The 20,887-nt window shown below is 68.9% G+C and carries 14 protein-coding genes and 1 tRNA gene; 13 read left to right on the top strand and 2 right to left on the bottom strand.

Annotated features, from left to right (window positions below; all coding sequences use genetic code 11):
* Positions 1-2: 2 nt before the first annotated feature.
* From AC07VX_RS20905 to AC07VX_RS20915, 3 genes are read left to right on the top strand one after another with little or no spacing between them, the layout of a single operon-like run.
* Positions 3-1,727 (top strand): hypothetical protein, encoded by a 1,725-nt coding sequence (locus AC07VX_RS20905; protein WP_493166149.1) that lies wholly within the window; start codon positions 3-5, stop codon positions 1,725-1,727.
* Positions 1,724-3,640: an ATP-binding protein gene (locus AC07VX_RS20910; RefSeq protein WP_493166148.1), complete on the top strand. Its 1,917-nt coding sequence runs from the start codon at positions 1,724-1,726 to the stop codon at positions 3,638-3,640. The genes AC07VX_RS20905 and AC07VX_RS20910 overlap by 4 nt, the downstream gene beginning before the upstream one ends.
* A gap of 2 nt (positions 3,641-3,642) precedes the next feature.
* A complete protein-coding gene (locus AC07VX_RS20915; RefSeq protein WP_493166147.1) occupies positions 3,643-6,930 on the top strand; it encodes a phage tail protein in 3,288 nt (1,095 codons plus the stop codon).
* An 18-nt stretch (positions 6,931-6,948) separates the two neighbouring features.
* Here AC07VX_RS20915 and AC07VX_RS20920 read toward each other — a convergent pair whose 3' ends face one another.
* Positions 6,949-7,641 carry a glutathione S-transferase N-terminal domain-containing protein gene (locus AC07VX_RS20920; protein ID WP_493166146.1) on the bottom strand — a complete coding sequence of 231 codons (693 nt, stop codon included), beginning with the start codon at positions 7,639-7,641 and terminating at the stop codon, positions 6,949-6,951.
* A 63-nt stretch (positions 7,642-7,704) separates the two neighbouring features.
* Between AC07VX_RS20920 and AC07VX_RS20925 the strand changes: the two genes are divergently transcribed.
* The 5 genes from AC07VX_RS20925 to AC07VX_RS20945 all read left to right on the top strand — a co-directional run bounded on the left by AC07VX_RS20925 (position 7,705) and on the right by AC07VX_RS20945 (position 16,186).
* Positions 7,705-8,442 carry a hypothetical protein gene (locus AC07VX_RS20925; RefSeq protein ID WP_493166145.1) on the top strand — a complete coding sequence of 246 codons (738 nt, stop codon included), beginning with the start codon at positions 7,705-7,707 and terminating at the stop codon, positions 8,440-8,442.
* A 533-nt stretch (positions 8,443-8,975) separates the two neighbouring features.
* Positions 8,976-12,029, top strand: coding sequence for a TonB-dependent receptor (locus AC07VX_RS20930; protein WP_493166144.1), 3,054 nt, complete (start codon positions 8,976-8,978; stop codon positions 12,027-12,029).
* A 268-nt stretch (positions 12,030-12,297) separates the two neighbouring features.
* Positions 12,298-12,993, top strand: coding sequence for a SapC family protein (locus AC07VX_RS20935; protein WP_493166143.1), 696 nt, complete (start codon positions 12,298-12,300; stop codon positions 12,991-12,993).
* 1 nt (position 12,994) lies between these two features.
* Positions 12,995-13,960, top strand: a complete 966-nt coding sequence (locus AC07VX_RS20940; protein WP_493166142.1) for a cupin-like domain-containing protein — start codon at positions 12,995-12,997, stop codon at positions 13,958-13,960.
* A gap of 6 nt (positions 13,961-13,966) precedes the next feature.
* Entirely contained in the window at positions 13,967-16,186 is a 2,220-nt protein-coding gene (locus AC07VX_RS20945; protein ID WP_493166141.1) for a DUF6445 family protein, read from the top strand.
* Here the strand turns inward: AC07VX_RS20945 and AC07VX_RS20950 are convergent.
* Entirely contained in the window at positions 16,167-16,475 is a 309-nt protein-coding gene (locus tag AC07VX_RS20950; RefSeq protein ID WP_493166140.1) for an antibiotic biosynthesis monooxygenase family protein, read from the bottom strand. The genes AC07VX_RS20945 and AC07VX_RS20950 overlap by 20 nt on opposite strands.
* Positions 16,476-16,527: 52 nt before the next feature.
* Between AC07VX_RS20950 and hemC the strand changes: the two genes are divergently transcribed.
* From hemC to AC07VX_RS20975, 5 genes are all read left to right on the top strand, one after another.
* Positions 16,528-17,454 (top strand): hydroxymethylbilane synthase, encoded by a 927-nt coding sequence (gene hemC, locus AC07VX_RS20955; protein ID WP_493166139.1) that lies wholly within the window; start codon positions 16,528-16,530, stop codon positions 17,452-17,454.
* Positions 17,451-18,200 carry a uroporphyrinogen-III synthase gene (locus tag AC07VX_RS20960; RefSeq protein ID WP_493166138.1) on the top strand — a complete coding sequence of 250 codons (750 nt, stop codon included), beginning with the start codon at positions 17,451-17,453 and terminating at the stop codon, positions 18,198-18,200. Before hemC ends, AC07VX_RS20960 begins: the two co-directional genes overlap by 4 nt.
* A gap of 127 nt (positions 18,201-18,327) precedes the next feature.
* Entirely contained in the window at positions 18,328-19,371 is a 1,044-nt protein-coding gene (locus AC07VX_RS20965; RefSeq protein WP_493166137.1) for a uroporphyrinogen-III C-methyltransferase, read from the top strand.
* A 13-nt stretch (positions 19,372-19,384) separates the two neighbouring features.
* Positions 19,385-20,632 (top strand): heme biosynthesis HemY N-terminal domain-containing protein, encoded by a 1,248-nt coding sequence (locus AC07VX_RS20970; RefSeq protein WP_493166136.1) that lies wholly within the window; start codon positions 19,385-19,387, stop codon positions 20,630-20,632.
* Positions 20,633-20,725: 93 nt separating this feature from the next.
* A tRNA-Arg gene (locus AC07VX_RS20975) sits at positions 20,726-20,802 on the top strand.
* The last annotated feature ends 85 nt before the right edge of the window (positions 20,803-20,887 follow it).

Here is a 20,887-nt window from a genome sequence, read left to right on the forward strand (position 1 = left end):
CCATGGCCGCGCCGCTCAGCATCCGCAGTCTGCGCGCCCGCCTGCCGGCGGATGCGCAGCCGGTGGCTGCGCGGCTGGCCCTGCAGGCTCTGGGGGCCGACCTCGAAGACGCGCTGCCGGCCGGCCTGCCGCCGCAGGCCCTGCTGTGGCTGCGCCGGTTGCAGCTGCAGGCACCCGAAGCCGCGTTGCTGCGCCCCGCGCCACCGGCGTGGCGGCGGGACTGGATCGCTGCGGGCCGCGAACGCCTGGACGCCGCCCTGGCCCGGGCCGCACGGCCGGCGCTCGGCCCGGTGGCGGCGAATGCCGAGGCCGTGCTGTTTGCCGACGAGGCCGAGATGCTGGCCTGCCTGGTCCTGGCCGCGCGCGATGGCCGCCTTGACCGCTGGTGGTGGCGCGGCCTGCTCGGGCGGGCCTGGCCGCACTGGCAAGCCGCCTGGGCCGCGCGGCCGCAGGCGCAGCCGGCGGCGCGCCGCTTGGTGCAGCGGGCCGGGTGGGACGGGGTGGAGGCAGGGGATGCAGGCCCGCTGCACCTGCAAGCCGGTGAGGGCGCAGAGCCGCTGGTCGCCACCAGCGTGCCCGTCATCGCCAGGCAAGGCCTGGCCCTTGAGCGGCCCGGTGCCGAAGCCGACGCTGAAACCGGCGCTTTGGCGGATGAGCGTCGCGGCGCTGTGGGGGGCTTGCCGATGCGTGTCCGTGTCCGCCCTGAAGGCGGCGCAACGGATGGGGCTTGGGCCGGCAGGGTGGTCCGGGCGGGCGCTGCGATGGCGGTTGACCCAGGGCTGCCGGCAGCCGCCGCAGCGAAGGCGCCGCCAACGCTGCCCTCGGCCATGCTGGGAGGCTCGACACCCGACGCGGCCGGCGGTGCAAGCGAGCTTGCCGCCGGCTCGCCGCACCTGCCGGGTAGCCTACCGGCAGTCGCGCAGCAGCAGCGCGCTGCGCCTGCCGCAGCTTCGTCTGCCGGGGCTGGCCCGGAGCCTGCTGATGTGTCGTCGCGGGTGGGTGCGGGCAACGCAAGGCCTGCCGGTGCGCCGGCGGTGCTCGCGCGGTCCCGGGAGGCATTGCACCCGGGGCGCAGCGAGATGCCGGCGCCGCAGCCGCGCAGCGGTGGGGCCGCCGCGTCGGCTTCAGCACCCGTGGCCCCTACCGCTGCGCCGCACCGTTCGCAGGCTGGACAGCGGCACTGCGATGTCGAGGCCACGGCCGCCGAGGCTGCCTGGCCCTGGCCTCAGGCTTTGCCGTCGCGCCAGGTGCCCTTGCTTTTCGTCGTCAACGCGCTGCTGGAGGACGGCTTCTACCCCGACTTCACCCGCCCGCGCGACCCCGGCCTGCAGGTGCCGCTGTGGGCCCTGCTGGCGGCACTGGCCAGCGCGTGGCGGTTGCCCAACGACCCGCTGCGTGGCGTGCTGGCCGCGCGCGGCGGCGACTGGGCCGTGCCGCAGGCAATGCCGGCCGTGCCCGGCGTGGAGGCCGGCCCTTGGGCGGCGTGGCTGCCGGCCTTGGCCCGGGTGCTGCGCCGAAGGCTGTGCGCCCGCCTCGGCCTGCGCGCCGCGCAGTGGCCCGGCGCCTTGACGCTCGCGCAGCCGGCGCGGCTGTGGCTCAGCGAGGCCGAGTGGGTGGCCGAGATCGACCTTGCGGGCCATGACGTGGCCTGGCGCCTGGCCGGGCTGGACCGCGACCCCGGCTGGCTGCCGTCGGCCGGTTGCAGCCTGCGCTTCGAGTTCCGATGAGAGTCGAGACCTCCCCCGAGCTCTGGCCCGAGGCCGCGACGGCTCTGCGCGCGCTGCTGCTGGCGGCGGCCTGGCGCGTCGTGCAGAGCGCGCTGGAACTGCTGGGCGAGGACGAGGTGGCCGGCCGCTTCGCCTTCGCCCAGGCCTACGCCGCGGCCTTCGAGGACTTGCCTGACGAGGCGCCCGTCCACGCCGGCCTCGCCGCGCTCGCTCACGACTGGCCGGATCAGGCAGCCGAGCTTTGGCTGGTGCACGGCCTGGCCGAGGAGGACCGCCGCTTTGGCCCGCTGTTCGAGGCCTTGAACGGAGTCCTGGGCGAGGACGGCGCCCAGCCCGGCCCGGCCTGGCTGCAGCAGGCCTTTGGCAACCTGCCGGGTCAGGGCCTGCGGCCGGCGCTGCGCGTGCTGCTGCAGGCCGGCGTGCTGAGGCCCGAGAACCCGGGCCAGCCGCGTGCGGCGCAGCGCTTCGAGGTGGACGAGGCCTGCTGGGCGGCCTTGCGCGGCGAGCCCTTTGCCGACCCCGCGCCGGGTCTGCGGCTGCGGGCAGCCGATGCCGCACCGCGCCTGCAGGATCTCGTGCTGACCGAGGCAACCCGTGAGCGCCTGGCCGGCTGGCAGCCGGGGCAGCCGCTGCTGGTGCGCGGCCCCGAGCACAACGGCCGCGGCAGCCTCGTTGCGGCGCTGGCGCGCGAGCGCGGCCGGCCGGTGCTGGAGTGCCGGCTGGAGGGCGGCGGCCCGCCGCCGCCCACGCTGGCCGCGCTGGCCGCGCTGGCGGCGCTCTGCGGCGCGCTGCCACTGCTGCGCGTGGACGCTGCACCGGGCGAGGCGCTGCGGCTGCCGGCGCTGAGCGGCAGCCACGCCGTCGTGGCGGCCGACGAAGACGGCCTCGACGGCCTGCCGGGCGACACGCTGGTCGTCTCGCTACCGCTGCCTGCCTACGCACAGCGCCTGGCCCTCATCGAGAAGGCCCGGCCGGGGCTGTCCGATGCTGCCGGCCTGGCGGCACGCCTGCACCTGGCCTGCGGCCACCTCCGCCGAGCGCTCGCCCACGCCGATGCGGGCGATGAGGTGGCACTGCGCGACGCGGCGCTGGCCGGCGGTGCCGCGGGTCTGGCGCGGCTGGCGCAGCGGCTGGACCCGGCCCATGCGCCGCCCGACGCGCTGGTGCTGGACGACACGCTGCGGCGCGACCTCGCGGCCCTCGCGGCGCGCTGCCAGCAACGGGACCGGCTGCGCAGCGCCTTGCCGCCGGCCTTCGCGGTGCGGCTGAACGCGGGCGTGCGCGCGCTGCTGGCGGGGCCGTCGGGTACGGGCAAGACCCTGGCCGCCCAGGTGCTGGCGCGCGAGCTGGGGCTGCCGCTGTTCCGGCTGGATCTGTCGGCGGTGGTCAGCAAGTACATCGGCGAGACGGAGCGCAACCTGCACAAGCTGCTGTCTGCCGCGCAGGCGCTGGACGTCATGCTGCTGCTGGACGAGGGCGACGCGCTGCTGGCGCCGCGCACGGAGGTGGGGTCCAGCAACGACCGCTACGCCAACCTGGAGACCAACTTCCTGCTGCAGCGGCTGGAGAGCCACCAGGGGCTGGTGCTGGTGACGACGAACGCGCAGGCGCGCATCGATCCGGCCTTCATGCGGCGTTTCGATTTCGTCATCCCCTTCCGACCGCCCGAGGTGGCCGAGCGGCTGGGCTTGTGGCGGGCGCACTTGCCGCCCTCGCATGCGCTCAGCGAAGCGCAGCTGGGTGCCGTGGCCGAGGCCTGCGAGCTGGCGGGAGGGCAGGTGCGCAATGTGGTGCTGGACGCGGTGTCGGCGGCGCTTTCTTGTGGGGTTGTCGTCGATGCCGGGTTGCTGTTCGAGGCGTTGCAGCGGGAGTACCGGCGTGGACGCGGGTTGTGCCCACTGAAGGGGCTGTAGTCATGCTGGCTCCGCGCAGCTTTGCTCCCCGCGTCGCCAAACCCAAGAGCGACCCACGCTTCATCGCTGTCACCAACCAGGCCAAAGCCGGCGCCACCAAGCTCAAGCAGCACCCCACCGCCGCCACCAAGGCCAAGCAAGCCAGCAAGTCCGCCAAGCCCCCTGCCAACGAGCGCATGGCAGCCGCCAAGGCCAAGGTGGTCGATGCGGTCAAGGAAGCGCCGGCACCCAAGCCCCAGCCCGCGTCTTTCAAGGCTTTGCTGCGCGCCGAGATCGACAAGGCCATGCCCAAGACGCTGGGCGACACCGAGAAGTTCATGAGTGGTGGCGCCCAGGGCCAGATGAAGGGCGCCGCCAGTGGTGGTGTCGCAAAGCAGAAGGACGCCGCCACCGGCCCGGCGGACCAGGCGGTCAAGCAGCCGCCCAATGCCGGCGCCATCCCCGAGCAGCCTACCGCGCCGCTGCCCGCTGAAGCACCCGCCGCCGCGCCACCCATCGCCGGCAGCCAGGCCATGCCGCTGCCGGCCGCACCGCAGGAGGTGTCGCTGCAGGAGACCAAGCAGGACACCGACCAGGCGCTCAAGGACGAGAAAGTCAAGCCGGAGAGCCTGACCAAGGCCAACGACCCGCGCTTCACGGCGGTGGCCGACGCCAAGGGCAAGGTGGCGGCCCAGGCCGACAAGGCGCCCGTCGCCTTCCGCGCCAAGGAGGCCGGCGTGCTGGCCAGGGCGGGTGCGCAGGCCGCAGGCAGCGCGCGCACGGGCGCGTTGCTGATGGCCGGCCGCAAGGGCGCGGGCAATGCCAAGGTGCTGAGCCGTCAGCATCAGCAGGCCGCCAAGGAGGAAGCCGAGCGCGCCAAGGTCGCGGCCACCATTGAGGGCATCTACACCCGCACCAAGACCAAGGTGGAGGCCAAGCTCGGTGGGCTAGACGGCGAGGTCAGCGCCATCTTCGACCCTGGCGTGGACGCGGCCATCGCGCAGATGAAGAGCTTCGTCGACGACAAGCTCTTCGATTACAAGTTGCGCCGCTACCTGAGCATCCCTCTTGTCGGACTGGCGCGTTGGCTGCGCGATGCGGCCCTGGGCCTGCCGGACGAGGTCAACGTGTTCTACACGCAGGGCCGGGCCGTGTTCACCCGGGCCATGGACGCGCTGATCGACCGCGTGGCCGCGCTGGTGGAGAAGCGCCTGGCCGAGGCCAAGGCCGAGGTGGCCGCAGGCCAGGCCGAGATCAAGGCCTATGTCGCTTCGCTGCCGGCCAGTCTGCAGGCCGCAGGCAAGGCCGCCGAGAGCGCGGTGGGCGACCGCTTCAAGGAGCTGGAAGAGGGCATCGAGAGCAAGAAGAACGAGATCGCGCAGGGTCTGGCGCAGAAGTACAAGGAAGCCTTCGACAAGGCCGACGAGGCCTTGAAGCAGATGCAGGAGGAGAACAAGGGCCTGGTGGCCGGTTTCATCGAGAAGCTGGGCCAGATCGTCAAGGCGCTGATGGAGTTCAAGGCCAAGCTGCTGGGCCTGCTGAAGAAGGGCATGGAGACCATCCAGCTCATCCTGGACGACCCCATCGGTTTCCTGGGCAACCTCATCGCGGCGGTGAAGGGCGGCTTCAGCGCCTTCGTGGGCAATATCTGGACCCACCTGAAGGCGGGCTTCTTTAGATGGCTGTTGGGGTCGCTCGCGGCCATGGGCGTCACGCTGCCCAGCGACCTGAGCCTGATGTCGGTGTTCAAGCTGGTGCTGGACGTGCTGGGCATCACCTATCCCAAGCTGCGCGCCAAGGCCGTCAAGCTCATTGGCGAGACGGCGGTGGGTGTCATCGAGAAACTGGTGGAGTATGTGCAGGCGCTGTTCCAGGGCGGCGTGGCGGCGCTGTGGGAGAAGGTCAAGGAGGACCTGTCCACGCTCAAGGACATGGTCATTGGCGCGATCCAGGACTGGCTGATCGAGACCGTCGTGAAGCAGGCCGTGACCAAGGTCGTGTCGATGTTCAACCCGGCCGGGGCCATCGTGCAGGCCATCATCGCGATCTACAACGTGGTGATGTTCGTCATCGAGAAGGCGCAGCAGATCATGGCGCTGGTGGAGGCGGTCATCAATTCCGTGCACTCCATCGCCACCGGCGCCATCGGCGGCGCGATCGCGTGGATCGAGAAGTCGCTGGCAGCTGCCATCCCCGTCGTCATCGGCTTCCTCGCGCGGCTGCTGGGGCTGTCGGGCATCACCGAGAAGATCCAGACTTTCATCAAGAAGGTGCAGAGCAAGGTCGACAGCGCCATCGACAAGGTGCTCGGCAAGATCGTCGGTGTCGTCAAGAAGCTGTTCGGCAAGGTCAAGGCCGGCGCGAAGAAGCTGCTGAGCTGGTGGAAGGGCAAGCTGAGCTTCAAGGCGGGTGATGAAGCGCACACGCTGTCGTTCAGGGGCGAAAAGGCCGGTGCCCAGTTGTTCGTGGCCAGCAACCCGCAGTTGGTGAAGGATTTCGTCAACGCGCGCCGGACGACGGCCAAGAGCGCTGCGGCCAGGAAGGCGGTGGGCGCCATCGACGGCCTGGTGGGGCAGATCGAAACCGAGATGAAGAAGGCCGAGGATCAGCAGGACGCCGACAAGATCACCCAGCTCTTCAACGGCATCGGCGCGCAGCTGCCGGCCATCATGTCGGAGGATGACTGGGGCGAGCCGGACAACCCAGTGCTGCTGAGCTATCCCAAGCCGCGACTCTCGGCCTACGCGCCCATCTTCCTGGGTCCGCATGCCAGCCAGTGGCTGCCGCAGAACGGCGTGCTGAACAAGCTTGCCGGCGACCCTGGCGCCGCGGGCAGGACGGCGGCCCAGGCCTTCAAGGGCGGCGGTGTCACCGAGGCCGCGTGGAAGGCGGTGGGCAGGAAGGTGCAGACCTTCTCGCCCACCGGCTCGGCACCACTGCCCCACGGCGAGGGCACGCTTGGCATCAGCGCCGACCGCCAGGTGCAGGTGGGCCTGAAGTTCAAGTACGACCCCGAGAAGACCAAGGGCGGCGCCAAGCTGAACAACCTTCTGCGTCCCTACGGGTTCAGGCCGCAGTCCGATGACATGGATGCGGACCATGTCGTCGAGATCCAGCTCATCGGCCGGGCCGCGGGAGACCATCCCAACAACCTGTGGCCGCTGAAGTCGTCGGTCAACCGGCACGGCCTGTCGCTGGCGGAGCAAAACGTCACGCTGCCCGGGCCGACGCCCAAGTCGCTCAAGCTGGCGGATGCGCGCACGAAAAAGAAGAAGGGCGAGCTCTGGATCCTGATCAGGGACACGAGATAGGCGGCGGAGATTCCCGTCTCAGCGCTGCTGCACCTGGCGCTGGCCGAACAGCACCTCGCGGGCCTTGTCGTCCGTCAGCGGCCGGCGTGCGCTGTTCAGCACCTCCACGCCGCGCTGCACGGCCGGCCGCCTGGCGATCTCGTCGAACCAGCCCTTCAGGTGCGGGTAGTCGGCCATCTCCACGCCCTGGTTCTTCCATGAGCGCAGCCAGGGAAAGACGGCGATGTCGGCAATGCTGTACTCCGGCCCGCCGATGTAGGTGGCATGGGCCAGCCGCTTGTTGAGCACGCCGTACAGGCGCTTCGCCTCGTTGGTGTAGCGCTCGATGGCGTAGGGCAGTTTTTCGGGCGCATAGATGCGGAAGTGATGAGCCTGGCCCAGCATGGGACCGACGCCGCCCATCTGGAACATCAGCCACTGCAGCACCTCGTACTTGCCGCGCACATCGGCGGGCAGGAACTTGCCCGTCTTGCCAGCCAGGTAGAGCAGGATGGCGCCGCTCTCGAACAGCGAGATGGGCCGTCCATCCGGGCCGTCAGGATCGGTGATGGCGGGGACCTTGTTGTTGGGGCTGATCGCGAGAAAGGCGGGCGCGAACTGCTCGCCGGCGCCGATGTCCACGGGATGCACCCGGTACGGGAGGCCACACTCCTCCAGCATGATGTGCACCTTGTGGCCGTTGGGGGTGGGCCATGAATACACTTCAATCATTCGTCGCCTCCGTGCGGTGCGCCTCAGCAATCAGTCCCCATTCTCAGACTTCTCACGACTCCCATGGTGGTAAAGCAAGTCAAGCACTGGCTCGTGACGCGTGCCAACGCCGCCCGCTGGCGTCCGATCATGGACTGGGCCGAGGCGCGTGGCGCCGAGTTCTCGCAGACTTCTGACGGCCAGGGGTTTCTCATCGATGCGCGCAAGGCCCAACCCGGGCCGCTGCGCATCGAGTGGGGTCTGTCCCAGCGCAGCTATCTGCCGGGGTTCGAGTTGCGCATGCGCTGCGAGATGGGGCTGCACCCGGATCTGCAGATGATGGTCGTTTGCCGCACGCTGATGGAAGACCTGGAGCGTGCCGTTTTCGAGGCCTACACCGACACGCTCAAGACCCGGGTCGACACCGACACGCCCGAGGAAATGCGCTGGCTGGTGATGTTTCCCAAGTTCAACAACGCGGCCTCGCAGATCCTGCGCCAGCGCTACGGCATCGTCGGCGTCACCAAGGACCTGACCGGCGCGTGGGTCGAGGGCGAACTCGGTGAAGCCCTTGTGCAGGCCAGCCAGGACCTGCTTCCCGAAGGCCATCCCTTCGTGCTGATGAGCATGCGCGGCAATCTGTACCTGCGCACCGAGATGAGCGAGGCCGACCTGCCCAAGGTGCAGGCCCTCGTGCGCCTGTTGGAGACGGCGGCGCGTGAGGCGCTGCGCGTGAACGGCCGCCTGTCTGAGGCCGGCGCCTGGCCGACGACGACGTCCATTGCGTGGACGCATTCCACGCGCCCCGGGGACGCGAGCTAGCCTGCCCGCGTCAGTCGCACGGCGGAGGGCGTCGTCGGCAAAGGCGCAAGCCTCAGGCGTTTGGCTGCGCCGGCCGGCGCCCGGCGCAGCGCTCTGCGGGCCGTGACCGTCCCGACGAGGGCGGCTGCGGGAAAACCACAGACCCCTGAACCATTGAATCAAATCCCGGAATCGTCTATCGTAGACAACGTTGTCTATTTTTGGATTCCCGCCTGAGACGATCTTTGAAGCGATGGAATTGAGATCGCTACCAATCATGTTCGCCATGATGTGGCGTCGCGTCGAAAGTCGTCGGGTGAGGCTTGAGAAAGTAGGGGTGAAGCGGGTGTTGTGGATTGCGCAAATCCAGGAAGACATCTCGCGTAAACCCTAGCAGAACAAGGGGGGTCAAAAAAATACAGTAGGCCCGGCGCTTGGGGCTGACTCTTTTTTTGGGGCGCATTGGTATCGCTACCAAAATTCGACGGACACAAGCCATAAAAAACTTCGTCAATCGGCTCGATCCTGAGCCGCCAGAGCAAGCAAGGAGACAAATGAAACACCCTCAGATTTCCAAGACGCGGCACGAGCCCCAGCGCGCTCGCCGGCTCAAGCCGGTAGCGTGGGCGTCCTCGGTCGCGCTGCTGACCGGCGCAGCCGCCGTGCAGGCCCAGCAGACCACCGCCGCGCCAGCCGCGTCGACGCAATCGCTGGAAACGGTCGTCATCACGGGCATTCGCAAGTCCCTTGACAGCGCTGTCACCCTGAAGCGTGAAAACCGCGGTCTGGTCGACGGCATCGTGGCCGAAGACATCGGCAAGTTCCCCGACTCCAACCTCGCCGAATCGATGCAGCGCATCGCCGGCGTGTCCATCGACCGCGCGCCCAGCGGCGAGGGTTCGAAGATCACCGTCCGCGGCGTCGGCCCCGACTTCAACCTCGTGCTGCTGAACGGCCGCCAGATGCCGACCGGGGTCATCAGCAACGAGAACGGCGGCGCGAACGGCTCGCGCGCCTTCGACTTCGCCAACCTGTCGTCGGACTCGATCGCCGCCCTGGAGGTCTTCAAGACGGCGCGTTCCTCGTCGCCGACGGGCGGCATCGGCGCCACCGTCAACATCAAGACGGCGCGCCCGCTGGACAGCAAGGTCCGCATCGCCAGCCTGGGCATCAAGGCCAACTACGACGACTCCAACAACCGCCTGCCGGAAGCCTTTAAGGGCACCAGCGTCACGCCAGAAGTCTCGGGCATCTACAGCGAAGTCTTCGCCGACGGCAAGCTGGGCCTGGCCATCAGCGGCAGCTACTCCAAGCGTGACTCCGGCTCCAACAAGGCCTATACGCAGAACGGCTGGCGCACCTTCACCGCCAACTCGGGCGACTGGGGCAGCATCCCCGCCAAGCCCGCGACCGGCGCCGACCCGATCGCCAACCGACCGACCGGCCTGTACTCCACGTCGACCGACATGCGCTACTCGCTGACGTCGCTGGAGCGCGAGCGCGTCAACGGCCAGGCGGTGCTGCAGTTCGCCCCGAGCAAGGACCTCAAGTTCACGCTCGACTACACGCTGGCCAACAACACCATCAACAAGAAGAACGCCGAGCTGTCCAGCTGGTTCAACTTCTCGTTCGGCCCGTCGACTCCCTCGACGACCTTCACCAGCGGCCCGGTCGCCACGCCCGTCATCCAGACGGCGCTGTTCCCCAACAACGACCACGACCTGGCCATCAACGGCGGCGTCTACGGCGACAAGACCAAGGTCCGTTCGACCGGCTTCAACACCGAGTGGAAGGTCAGCAACGACGTGAAGGTGGAGTTCGACGCCCACCACTCCACGTCCGACACCCGCCCGAACAGCCCCTACGGCAGCTACTCGACGATGGACTTCGGCCTGTTCAACCAGGGCAATGCCATTGCGTACTACGACCAGAAGTTCCCGATCGTCAGCCTGCCGACGACCAAGTTCGACGCCAGCAAGCTGATGCTGACGGGCAGCCAGTTCGTTAGCAACCTGAGCTCGCAGACGGTCGATCAGTTCCAGACCCAGGGCAGCTACCGCATCGACGTGGACAACAAGCTGATTGCCGGCCTGGGCTTCACGCGGGTCAAGAACCGCGCGGCCAGCTACAACAACCAGAACAATGACTGGGGTGGCGTCGGCTCGCAGGGTCAGTACGCCAACGTGGCCACCCGTACCGAAAGCCTGCCGAGCTTCTTCAGCCAGATCCCCGGCTCGGGTGATTCGCGCCTGTTCCCGAACTTTTACATGTTCGACTTCAACAGCCTGCGCGCCCGTTCGATCGAGGTGCTGATGGCCTCGCGCGGCGTGACCCGGGCCCAGGCCGAGGCTTACTTCTCTGCGGCTCCGGACTACTCGCTGGGCAACGACTGGCGCACGACCGAGAAGTCCAGCAGCGCCTTCGCGCAGTGGGATCATTCCTTCGACACGGCCATCCCGATGAACCTGTCGGCCGGCCTGCGCTACGAGTCCACCAAGGTGAACTCGTCTTCGCAGGTGGTCTCGCGCACTGCGGCGTCCTGGATCTCGCAGAACGAGGTGACGCTGACCTCCGGCGCTACGGTGTTCGACTCCAAGACCGGCAAGTACTCCTATGTGCTGCCCAGCATCGACTGGGATGCCGACCTGGCGCCTGACGTCAAGATCCGCGCGAGCTACGGCCACAACATCGGCCGTCCGGGCTGGAACGATCTCGTCGGCGGCACGAACTTCGGCGCTGGCGCCAACGCCGGCGGCGGCACGGGCTCGCAGGGCGATCCGTCGCTCAAGCCGCTGCTGTCCAAGAACTTCGACTTCTCGGCCGAGTACTACTACGCCAAGAGCAGCTATGTCGCGGCAGGCGCCTTCTACAAGAAGGTCAGCAACTTCGTCGGCACGTCCAACGTCACGCAGACCATCCCGGGGGTCACCACACCCATCGGCGGCGCCTACTACAAGGCCGGTCTGGCGGCTTGCGGTGCCAACGCCCAGCCGCTGTGCATCCGCAACTACATCTTCAACAACTTCAAGGGCCAGCCGGGCGTGACGCAGACCGGTGTCAATGCCTCGGGCGAAATCCTCGGCACCATTGCCGGCCAGCCGGGTGACCCGCTGCTGAGCTTCCAGGTGACTACGCCGTCCAACGAGAAGGGCGACAACATCAAGGGCCTGGAGCTGAACGCGCAGCACACGTTCGGCAACAGCGGCTTCGGCATCGCGGCCAATTACACCTTTGCGCGTGCCGGCATGAAGTACGACAACACCAACATCACGACCCCCCAGGCCGCGCTATTGGGTGTCAGCGACTCGGCCAACTTGGTGGGTTTCTATGAAGACAACACCTGGTCGGTGCGGGCCGCCTACAACTGGCGCGGTGAGTTCCTGGCGTCCAAGGTCGACGGTGCGGGCAACAACCCGGTCTACACCGAAGCCTATGGCCAGGTCGACATGTCCATCGGCTACAAGATCGGCAAGGACCTGACGCTGCAGGCCGACCTGATCAACCTGAACGATGGCTATATCCGCCAGCATGGCCGTGCCAAGGAGCAGCTGATCTCGGCGACGCAGACCGGCCGTCGCTACCTGATCGGCGCCCGCTATCGCTTCTGAAGCGGCTCAGCCCTCGCCCAGGGCAACCTCGCTGAACGCGGGTTGTCCTGGTCGATCCCCCAGAGGGGGTGGCGATGCCTGGCGGGTTGACCGCCAGGCATTTCGCCATCTCGGGCCGGCTTGGGAACTGGCGTCGGACACACGCAGTCTCTGCGGACTTCCTATACCCGCTGAAGGCCATGGGCCTCAGGCCCAAGGCAGGCCCGGCGCCCGGCCCGCATGTTCAGGCACGCCACAATCAACGGGCCTACCTTTGGCCCAGACATCCATGCTGCAACTGCTCAACAACATCACCCACAAGGACCTGCGCGTCATCACCCAGCGCGGCGCGCAATGGGGCGACAACGTGATGTCGGCGTTGGTCACGCCCGACGAGTTCCGTAGCGTGCAGGCGCACTACCCCATCCTCTTCCAGCCCGACGGCGAAGGCGGCTACCAAGCAGTGGCGCTGTTCGGTCTGGAGCAGGGGAGCAATCTGTTCCTGACCGAAGCGGGCTGGGACGCCGACTACCTGCCACTGTCCATGCAGCGCCTGCCCTTCTCCATCGGCGTGGCCGAGGACGAACTGCGGGTAATGGTGGACATGTCCAGCCCCCGCATCAGCCAGGGCGCCGAGGGCGAGGCCGTCTTCCTGCCGCACGGCGGCACCACCGACTACATCGAGCAGGCCAACGCCGTGCTGCGCACGCTGCATGAAGGCCTGGAGGCGGCGCCCGAATTCATGCAGGCCCTGGTCGCGCACGGGTTGCTGGAGTCCGTCAGGATCGACGTGGAGCGGCCCGATGGCTCGCACGGCGAGCTGGTGGGCTTCTTCATCATCAACGAGGAGCGCCTCGCGGCGATGGACGCCGGTGCCATCGGCCTGCTGCACCAGGCCGAATATCTGCAGCCGATCTACATGGCCATCGCCTCCCTGTCCAACCTCGCGCCGCTGATCCGACGCCATCTCGCGCAAGAGAGCTGAGATGCTTGAAAGCGCTGCGCTGGGCGCCGACGTTCTGCAATCCACCCAGCCGGTGCTGCTGCGCGGCCTTGTGCGGCACTGGCCACTGGTGCAGGCGGCGCAGCGCTCGGATGCGGACTTCTGCAGCTACCTGCGCCGCTTCGGCGGCCATGCCCGCGTCGGGCTGTGGCGCGGCGGGCCGGAGATTGCCGGCCGCTTCTTCTACAACGCCGAGCACACCGGCTTCAACTTCCAGCGCGAGGTCGGCCACTTCGGTGCGCTGCTGGACGAGCTGCTGGCCGGCTCGCCGGATGCCCTCTACCTGGGCTCCACCGAACTGGAGGGGTCGTTCCCCGGCATGCAGCGGGACAATCCGCTGGACCTGGGCGTGCCCGATCCGCTCGTCAGCCTGTGGCTGGGCAACCGCACCCACGTTGCCGCGCATTTCGACGTGCCGGACAACATCGCCTGCGTCGTCGCCGGCCGGCGCCGCTTCACGCTGTTTCCCCCGGAGCAGGTGGCCAATCTCTATGTCGGGCGCCTGGACCTGACGCCAGCCGGCCAGCCGATCAGCCTGGTCGACCTGGCCACGCCGGACTTCGCACGCTTCCCGCGTTACGCTGAGGCACTCAAGCATGCCCAGGTCGTGGAGCTGGAGCCTGGCGACGCAGTCTTCATCCCCAGCCAGTGGTGGCATGGCGTCGAGGCGCTGGCGCCCGTCAACGCGCTGGTGAACTTCTGGTGGCGGCAGTCGCCCGGCTACATGGACACGCCGCTCAACACGCTGATGCTGGCCCTGCTCAGCCTGCGCGACCTGCCACGGGCCCAGCGCGACGCGTGGCGGGTGCTGTTCGACCACTACATCTTCGACGCCGACGAACAGACCGCCGCTCACGTCCCCGCCGCCGCGCGTGGCGTGCTGGCCCCGCTCGACGAGAACGCCGCCCGCCAGCTGCGCGCGGCCCTGCTGCACCGACTCAATCGCTAGACCGCCATGAACCCAGTCAAGCCCATTCGACGCATTGTCATCGCCGGCGGCGGCACCGCCGGCTGGATGGTGGCCTCGGGCCTCGCCAAATGTCTGGGGCGGCAGTACGACATCCGCCTCGTCGAGTCCGAGGAGATTGGCACCGTCGGCGTCGGTGAGGCGACGATCCCGACGCTGCACTTCATGCACGAGATCCTGGACCTGGAGGAGAAGGAGTTCATCCAGGCCACGCAGGCCACCTTCAAGCTCGGCATCAGCTTCGAGGGCTGGCGCAACGTCGGCGAGAACTACTTCCACTCTTTCGGCAAGACCGGCCGAGGGCACTGGACGGCCGGCTTTCACCACTTCTGGCTGGAGGGCCGCAAGCGCGGTCTGGCCAGCGACTACGGCGACTACTGCCTGGAGCTGCGCGCCGCGCAGGACGACCGCTTCGCGCTGCTGCCCGACGGCGGCATCAACTACGCCTACCACTTCGACGCCACGCTCTACGGCCAGTACCTGCGCCGCTTCTCCGAAGCCCTGGGCGTGCAGCGCATCGAGGGCAAGATCGTCAAGGTCCACCAGGCCGAAGGCAGCGGCGACATCACCGGCATCGCGCTGGACAACGGCAGCTTGGTCGAGGGCGAGTTCTTCATCGACTGCACCGGCATGCGCGCCCTGCTCCTTGGTCAGACCCTGGGCGTGGGCTACGAGAGCTGGTCGCACTGGCTGCCCTGCGACAGCGCGCTGGCCGTGCAGACGGCCTCCGTCGGCGAGCCCGTGCCGTACACGCGCTCCATCGCCCACCCCTGGGGCTGGCAGTGGCGCATTCCGCTGCAGCACCGCGTCGGCAACGGCGTCGTCTTCAGCAGCAAGCACATCGGCGACGACGAGGCCAAGGCCGCGTTGCTGGCTCATGTGCAGGGCGAGGTGCTGCGCGATCCGCGCGTCATCAAGTTCACGCCGGGCCAGCGCGAGGTCGTCTGGAAGAAGAACGTGGTTGCCATCGGCCTGTCCAGCGGGTTCCTGGAGCCGCTGGAGTCCACCAGCATCCACCTCATCCAGAAGGGCCTGACCCGCCTCATCGAGCTCTTCCCGGCCGACGGCATCTGCCAGAGCGACATCGACGAATACAACAGCCAGGCCCGCGACGCCATCGAGCACATCCGCGACTTCATCATCCTGCACTACCACGTGACGAATCGGGGTGATTCCGAGTTCTGGCGCCAGTGCCGCGACATGGAGATCCCGGCCTCGCTTAAGCACCGCATCCAGCTCTTCCGCGACACAGCCCGCTTCGCGCCCCAGGCGGGGGACCTGTTCGCCGAGAACTCCTGGGTGCAGGTCATGATGGGGCAGGGCATCACGCCGGCCAGCCACCATCCCATCACGCGCCAGATGGACAACGCCAGCCTCGCCGACTTCCTCGGCGACATCCGCAAGGAGGTGGCCCGCACGATGATGAAGCTGCCCAGGCACCAGCAGTTCATCGGCCAGTTCTGCCCGGCGCCCAGGCCCGAGGCCGCGGCGGCGGCGCCGGCCCTGCGCATCAACCTGAAGGCCAAGCTGGACACCGTGACGCTGGACGATGGCTCCAGGGTCTACGTCGTCGACGACTTCGCCGAAGACCCCGAGGCCCTCGTCGCGCTGGCCGAGTCCATGGCGGCGCAGTTCGAGGCGCCCGCCGGTCACCCCTATCCGGGCCCGCAGCTGGCGCTGCCCGAGAGCCTCTGCGCTGAGCTGGAGGGCTATTTCGAGCGTCAGTTCCGTGCGCGCCTGGGGGCCGGCGAACCGCTGGGCATGTTCGGCCGCTTCTCGCGCGTCACGCAGGACGCCGCCACGCTGGACGCCCGCCAGCGCATCTGCCACCGCGACGACTCCGGCCTGGCTGCCGAAGAAATGATCTGTGCCTCGGTCCACTACCTCTTCCAGGACCCGGGCCTGGGCGGTACGGTGTTCTTCCGCTCGCTGATGTCGGAGGCCGACACGCGGACCTTCATGCGCGACGCCAGCAGCCTCGGGGCCGCGGCCTTCGCCGACCGATACGGCATCCCGCCCGGCTACATGACCAAGGGCAACCGCTACTTCGAGGTCATCGGCCGCCTGCCGGCCAGGTGGAACCGCGCCGTCTTCTACGACGGCGGCATCTTTCATTCCGGCGACATCGCCTGGGCCTCGCCGGCCGCCTACCGCAAGGGCCCGGGCCGGCTGACCATCAACGCCTTCTTCAAGAGCCGTCGGCCTTGAACTTCGACTCGCGCAGCACCTCGCAGACCTTCAGGTTGTACTCGGCGTAGAAGTTCGCGCGCCCCTGCTTCTTCGCCTGCACGTGCAGCGCGTTCAGCGACCAGTTGCGCTGGCTGGCCTCGTCCTCGAACTCGACGATGACGACCCGCTCGCCGTCCTCGGCCGTGAAGACCTTGTGAGAGACATAGCCCGGCATGGTTTGCGCCAGCGCACCCATCTGCGGCACCAGGTCGAAATAGTCGGTCCGGCCTTCGTCCTTGAGGCGGGAGCGGAACACCGTGACGATCATCGAGTTCTCCAGCAGGTCATCCCCTCCATTTTCCAGCCTCGATAATCCTGCGATGACCAAATCCATCACGATTGCCACGCGCGAGAGCCGCCTCGCCCTGTGGCAGGCCGAGCATGTGCAGGCGCGGCTGGCCGCTGAACTCGGCATCACCGCCGCGCTGCTGGGCATGACGACGCGTGGCGACCAGATCCTCGACCGCACCCTGTCCAAGATCGGCGGCAAGGGCCTGTTCGTGAAGGAGCTGGAGACGGCCCTGGCCGAAGGCCGCGCCCAGCTCGCCGTGCATTCCCTGAAGGACGTGCCGATGGAGCTGCCCGAAGGCTTCGTTCTGGCCGCCGTGCTGGAGCGCGAGGACCCGCGCGACGCCTTTGTCTCCAACGACTACGCCTCGCTGGCCGAGCTGCCTGAAGGCGCGGTGGTGGGCAGCTCCAGCCTGCGCCGCGTGACCCAGCTGCTCGCCCAGCGCCCGGACCTGCGCGTCGAGCCGCTGCGCGGCAATCTCGACACGCGGCTGCGCAAGCTCGACGAGGGCGGCTACCACGCCATTGTGCTGGCGGCCGCCGGTCTGAAGCGCCTGGGCCTGGCCCACCGTGTGCGGGCGCTGTTCGAGGTCGACCAGATGCTGCCGTGCGCGGGGCAGGGTGCACTGGGCCTGGAGATCCGCGACGACGACAAGGCGCTGGCCGATGCCCTCGCCAGCCTGGCCCATGGGCCGACGCTGCTGGCCTGCGAGGCCGAGCGTGCCGTCTCGCGCGCGCTGGGTGGCAGTTGCAGCCTGCCGTTGGCGGCCCATGCACGCTGGCAGGGCGACCGGCTCTGTCTGGACGCCGCCCTCGGTCATGCCGAGACCCACCGCGCGCCGCTGCTGCGCACCAGCGTCGTCTCGGCCGTGGGCGACGCGGCCGCTGCACAGGCCCTGGGCCAGCAGGCCGCCGCGCGCCTGCGCGAGCTGGGCGCGGGTTCCTACCTGCCGGGATGACGGCACCCACGCTGATCGTCACCCGCCCGCGGCCGCAATGCGCCGCCTGGCTGGCGCGTCTGGCGGCGCTGGGGGTGCAGGCGGCAGCACTGCCACTCATCGAGATCCTGCCCGCTCGCGATCCCGGCCCGGTCCGCGCGGCCTGGGCATCGCTGCCCGCTGTCGATCTGGCCGTCTTCGTCAGCCCCAATGCCGTGGAGCAGTTCTTCGCCCACGCCGGCGCAGCGGCCTGGCCGGCGCACACGCTTGCCGCCTGCGTGGGCCCCGGCAGCGCGCAGGCGCTGGCCGTGCAGGGCGTGCCGGCTGACCTCATCGTCCAGCCCGCCGCCGATGCCGCCAGCCTGGACTCCGAACACCTCTGGGAACAACTGTCACCGATGCGCGACTGGGGCGGCGCCCGCGTCCTGCTGCTGCGCGGCGACGGTGGCCGCGAGTGGCTGGCCGAGCGCCTGGCCGAAGCGGGGGCGAGCGTTGAGGCCGTTGCGGTCTACCACCGCGCCGGCCCGCGCTTCGAGCCCGCCGAGCGGACCCTGCTGGCGGCAGTCCAGGCCGATCCCCTGGGTTTTGTGTGGTTGTTCAGCAGTGCCGAGGCCGTCGCGCATCTGCAGGGTTTGCCCCTCGATGGGCAGCGCGCCATCGCCACGCATCCCCGCATCGCCGATGCAGCGCGCGCCGCCGGTTTTCGTCCTGTGGTTTTGGCGCGACCGGCCCCTGAAGCTGTGACTCGGGCCCTGGAGGGCCTCTGACAGAATCTGGCGCACTGTGAGTGAGCCTGAGTTGAATCCCCCCGTTGTAGCCGCAGCCGAGCCTGCCGCCCCGACTCCCCCTCCCGTCCCTGTGCTGCCGGCCTGGCTACCCTGGCTACCCTGGCTGGTGGCCCTGCTGGGCGCCGCCGTGCTGTTGTGCGTGGTGCTCGCCTGGCAGAGCCTGTCGCGTCAGCAGTCGCTGGAGCAGGAGCTGGTGCGCCGCCAGGAAGCCAGCCAGGCCCAGGCCACCGAGGCCCGCCTGGCCGCCAAGCAGTCCGCCGATCTCGTGCGCGACACGGCGGCCAAGGTCTCGCTGCTGGACGCCCGCCTGGCCGAGGTGGCCCTGCAGCGCGGCCAGCTGGAGGAACTGATCCAGTCCATGTCCCGCTCGCGTGACGAGAACGTCGTCGGCGACATCGAGGCCGCCATCCGCGTGGCCCTGCAGCAGACCCAGATCACCGGCAGCGCCGAGCCGCTGGTGGCCACGCTCAAGCAGGCCGACGAGCGCCTGCTGCGCTACAAGCAGCCGCGCATGGAAGGCGTGCGCCGCGCCGTCGCGCGCGACCTGGACCGCGTCAAGGCCGTCGCCGTCATCGACGTGTCGACGCTGACGATCAAGCTCGACGAGGTCGTTCGCATGGCCGACGAGCTGCCGCTGATCTCGGCTGGCGAGGTCGCGCCCAAGCTGCGCGGCGACGAACGCAACGGCGAGGCGGCCAGGGAGCGCGAACGCGCGCTGAAGCTGCAGCGCGAGCAGGCCGCCGCGGCCACCGACGGCAAGCTCTCGCTGTGGTGGTGGCAGGCCACGCAGCAGCTGTCCACCTGGACCGGTCTGGTCTGGGGCGAAGCCCGCACGCTGCTGCGCGTGACCCGCATCGAACATCCCGAGGCGGCGCTGATCTCGCCCGACCAGAGCTTCTTCCTGCGCGAGAACCTCAAGCTGCGCCTGCTAAACGCCCGTCTGGCCCTGCTCAGCCGCCAGTTCGACACGGCACAGTCCGACCTGCGCGACAGCCAGGAGATGCTCAACCGCTACTTCGATACGCGCTCGCGCAAGGTCGCCAGCGTGACGGAGCTGCTGCGCCAGGTGGCCGGCCAGGCTCGCCAGGTTAGCGTGCCGCGTCCGGATGACACGCTGGCTGCGTTGACCGCCGCCGCGGCCGGTCGATGAAGGGGCGCTGATCATGCGCTTGGTCATCTGGCTGGTCCTGCTCTTCGCCGTCGCCGTCGTCGCGGCGCTGACCCTCGGCTCCAACGACGGCCTCGCCAGCTTCTACTGGGCGGGCTGGCGCGTCGACATCTCGCTCAACCTCTTCCTGCTGCTGCTGCTGGCGAGCTGCTTTGCACTCGTCACGGCCATCCAGGCCATCGAGGCCCTCACCACGTTGCCCAAGCGGGCGCGCGAATGGCGGCTGGCCCAGCGCGAGCGCAGCGCCCAGTTGGCACTGCGCGAGGCCTTGGTCGAGCTCTTCGGCGCCCGCTTCAGCCGCGCCCAGAAGGCGGCGCAGAAGGCGCTCAACATCCAGGCCGCAACGCCCGAACTGGCCGCCGACCAGTCCTTCATGGCCCTGGCGCATCTGCTGGCGGCGGCCAGTGCCCACCGCCTGCAGGACCGCCGCCATCGCGACGAACAGCTGAGCCGTGCCCTCGACCTGGCCCATCGTGCCGGCGGCGCTCGCGCCCAGGAGGACGGTGCCCGCCTGCTGGCCGCCGAATGGGCCCTGGACGACCGCGACGCCACGCGCGCGCTGAGTGTGCTGGGCGAGCTCGCCCCCGGCGTCGCGCGCCGCACCCAGGCGTTGCGCCTGCGTCTTCAGGCCTCACGCCTGGCCAGGCAGCCACTAGATGCGCTGCGTACCGCACGCCTGCTTGCCAAGCACCAGGCCTTCTCCAAGGCTGCGGCCCAGAGCCTGTTGCGCTCGCTGGCCTTCGAGGCGCTGGACGGTGCCCGCGACGTCGATCAGCTGCGCTCGGTCTGGCAGCAGCTCGACCCGGCCGACCGCCGCGACCCGCTGGTCGCCGCACGCGCCGCGCAATGTGCCGGGCAACTCGGCGCGCCTGATGACGGCCGCGGCTGGCTGCGCCCCTTCTTCGACGACCTCGCCGAGCTGCAAGCCGACGACCGCGCCGCCCTCGCCAACGCCCTCGTGCCCGTGCTGGCAGGCTGTGGGCCGGACTGGCTGCAACGCCTGGAATCGGCCCAGTCGCGCTTCCCACGCGAGCGCGCCCTGGCGTTTGCGCTGGGCCATGCGCTGGCCGAACGTCAGCTCTGGGGCAAGGCGCGCCTGATGCTGGAAGCTGTGGTCGACGACGTCAGTATGTCCAGCACTTCGCGCCGGCGCAGCTGGCTGGCGCTGGCGGCTCTGGCCGAGCAGGAGGGAGACGAGTCCCGCCGTGCCCGCTGCTTCGAGGCCGCGGCACGCCTGCCTTGAAGTTCGTGTCCAGGTACGTCGGCGAACTATTTTCAAAAAAACTGGCCAACTCTTGCTGAGGGCTAAAAAATCTGGTTATACTGTGAGGCTTCAGCGGCTGTAGCTCAGTTGGATAGAGTACTTGGCTACGAACCAAGGGGTCGTGGGTTCGAATCCTGCCAGCCGCACCAATAATAAGAAAACGAATCAACGGGTTAGATGCGAAAGCGTCTAGCCCGTTTTCCTTTGCCGGGGGATTTTTGGGGGGGGCGGTTC

It is taken from the genome of Roseateles sp. GW821-FHT03B02 (genome assembly GCF_059421025.1).

Coding starts and splice junctions, on each gene's coding strand:
- AC07VX_RS20905 (WP_493166149.1), top strand. CDS start 3: ATGGCCGCGCCGCTCAGCATCCGCAGTCTGCGCGCCCGCCTGCCGGCG.
- AC07VX_RS20910 (WP_493166148.1), top strand. CDS start 1,724: ATGAGAGTCGAGACCTCCCCCGAGCTCTGGCCCGAGGCCGCGACGGCT.
- AC07VX_RS20915 (WP_493166147.1), top strand. CDS start 3,643: ATGCTGGCTCCGCGCAGCTTTGCTCCCCGCGTCGCCAAACCCAAGAGC.
- AC07VX_RS20920 (WP_493166146.1), bottom strand. CDS start 7,641: ATGATTGAAGTGTATTCATGGCCCACCCCCAACGGCCACAAGGTGCAC.
- AC07VX_RS20925 (WP_493166145.1), top strand. CDS start 7,705: ATGGTGGTAAAGCAAGTCAAGCACTGGCTCGTGACGCGTGCCAACGCC.
- AC07VX_RS20930 (WP_493166144.1), top strand. CDS start 8,976: ATGAAACACCCTCAGATTTCCAAGACGCGGCACGAGCCCCAGCGCGCT.
- AC07VX_RS20935 (WP_493166143.1), top strand. CDS start 12,298: ATGCTGCAACTGCTCAACAACATCACCCACAAGGACCTGCGCGTCATC.
- AC07VX_RS20940 (WP_493166142.1), top strand. CDS start 12,995: ATGCTTGAAAGCGCTGCGCTGGGCGCCGACGTTCTGCAATCCACCCAG.
- AC07VX_RS20945 (WP_493166141.1), top strand. CDS start 13,967: ATGAACCCAGTCAAGCCCATTCGACGCATTGTCATCGCCGGCGGCGGC.
- AC07VX_RS20950 (WP_493166140.1), bottom strand. CDS start 16,475: ATGATCGTCACGGTGTTCCGCTCCCGCCTCAAGGACGAAGGCCGGACC.
- hemC (WP_493166139.1), top strand. CDS start 16,528: ATGACCAAATCCATCACGATTGCCACGCGCGAGAGCCGCCTCGCCCTG.
- AC07VX_RS20960 (WP_493166138.1), top strand. CDS start 17,451: ATGACGGCACCCACGCTGATCGTCACCCGCCCGCGGCCGCAATGCGCC.
- AC07VX_RS20970 (WP_493166136.1), top strand. CDS start 19,385: ATGCGCTTGGTCATCTGGCTGGTCCTGCTCTTCGCCGTCGCCGTCGTC.